This window comes from Streptomyces sp. NPDC002784 (assembly GCF_053592135.1).
On the sequence record NZ_JBSFVD010000156.1, the window covers coordinates 1 to 1,703 of the forward strand.

General features: G+C 62.8%; 1 protein-coding gene and 1 pseudogene. Both read right to left on the reverse strand.

Going from position 1 to position 1,703, the window contains the following annotated elements; translation table 11 throughout:
* The coding region (locus tag ACWD1Z_RS37390) for an RHS repeat-associated core domain-containing protein (protein ID WP_451125369.1) at positions 1 to 181 on the reverse strand (181 nt) is incomplete at its 3' end.
* A gap of 591 nt (positions 182 to 772) precedes the next feature.
* Positions 773 to 1,612: pseudogene (locus ACWD1Z_RS37395) on the reverse strand (RHS repeat-associated core domain-containing protein); the annotation flags it as partial.
* Positions 1,613 to 1,703: the final 91 nt, after the last annotated feature.

A 1,703-nucleotide genomic window follows, 5' to 3' on the forward strand; every position in this document is an offset into this window, starting at 1 on the left:
GGCCGATTTGGGGGTCGTAGTAGCGGTGGCCCATCTTGTACAGGCCTGTCGGGTCAAGGTAGGCGCCGGTGTAGCGGTGGGGCTGGGGGACGGCTTGGGTGGTGGTGCCGCGGGGCAGGCCTGTGGGGCCGTAGGCGTACGTGTGGGTGCGCTTGCCCGCGTCATCCACCAGGCCCAGCACGTTGCCGGTGGCCGGTGAGGTAGTAGAGGACTTCCCCTGTTTTCATGGAGTTCAGCGTGCCCCGCCGGCATTCTCGGATGAATCCGTTCCCAACGCCGTTCACCGACGCTTTCTATCGAATGCCAAGACTCTCACCTACATCAAGGCCTATTGCGGCGTCGCACCATGTAGGTGATCGCCACCACGAAACCGATAATGATGAGCAGCAGGCCGGAAAGAATGACAATCTCCGCACCTCCGAGCTTACCCATGACGTTTGATCCTCCCCTTTGTTAGTGATGCTCTGCAGGTACGCAGAGGAGCGGCGGCAGGCTGAATTCCGGACCCAGCCCGCCGCTGCCCTTCAGCAGAAGCGGCCGCAGTGGTCAGCCAGCGTGGCCAGTGCGGCGTTTGAGCAACCACACAGCGACGTAGCCCACTAAGGCGAGGCCGAACAAGATCGATACCGTGATGCGTAGGATTAGCCACGGCTGTCCGTCAGGATCCCACAGCGCCTCGATCAAGTTGAGAATCAGGGCAATGCCGAACGTGACGGATAAGGCTGCCTTTAGCCATCCGGGCCTCCGCTGTGTGGTTTCCATCAGATGCCTGTCACTCCGTAACCCACGCATAGGGGTTGAAGCAAGTGTTCAGATCGCTTGCTTCATCCTCCAGCGAGTTGTCCGTGTCCTGCCACGCCCTCTTGGCATAGCAACCGACAGGGGCTGCGCTGGTCGCCCGCCCCAGAAACTTGGGCCCCTTCGTCTTCACGAAGTCGACGACACCCGAGTACCAGGCAAGTCCGGTCGGGTCCGCATGATTGACGGGATCACCCGCGGCGTAGAGGTAGGGGTTGAACTCCTGCCCGGAGGGATCGGGTTGGGTGAAGCGGCCGATTTGGGGGTCGTAGTAGCGGTGGCCCATCTTGTACAGGCCCGTCGGGTCGAGGTAGGTGCCGGTGTAGCGGTACGGCTGGGGGACGGCTTGGGTGGTGGTGCCGCGGGGCAGGCCTGTGGGGCCGTAGGCGTACGTGTGGGTGCGCTTGCCCGCGTCATCGACCAGGCCCAGCACGTTGCCGGTGGCGTCGGTGAGGTAGTAGTAGGACTTCCCCCCAGTCGTCATGGAATTCAATGTGCCCGCCGGTTCGCGGATGAATCCGGTGTCGACGCCGTTCGTTGTTGTGGACGCGAGCCCCAGGGCTGTGTGGTGGAACCACGTGGAAGCCAGCTTGGTGCGCTCGGAGTTGGTGGTGCCGGCGTGGACCAGGTCGTAGGTCGTGCCGCCCTGTGTGATGCGGGACAGCTGGCTGTGGTCTGTCCAGGTCTCGTTGGTTCGCGCGGTTGTGGCGACGCGTCCGCCGGCTGTTTCGTTGCCGAGCTTGTCGTAGGACCACGGCGTGGCCGAGCCGGTCTGGGAGGTGAGCTGGCTGGCGTCGTTGTAGTTGAACACTGAACCGTTCCGGGTTCGGTAGAGACTTCAGATTGTGGTTGTGACCTGGGGTTCCGCGGTCGCGAGGTAGTAGTTGGTCTCGTATTCGACTGGT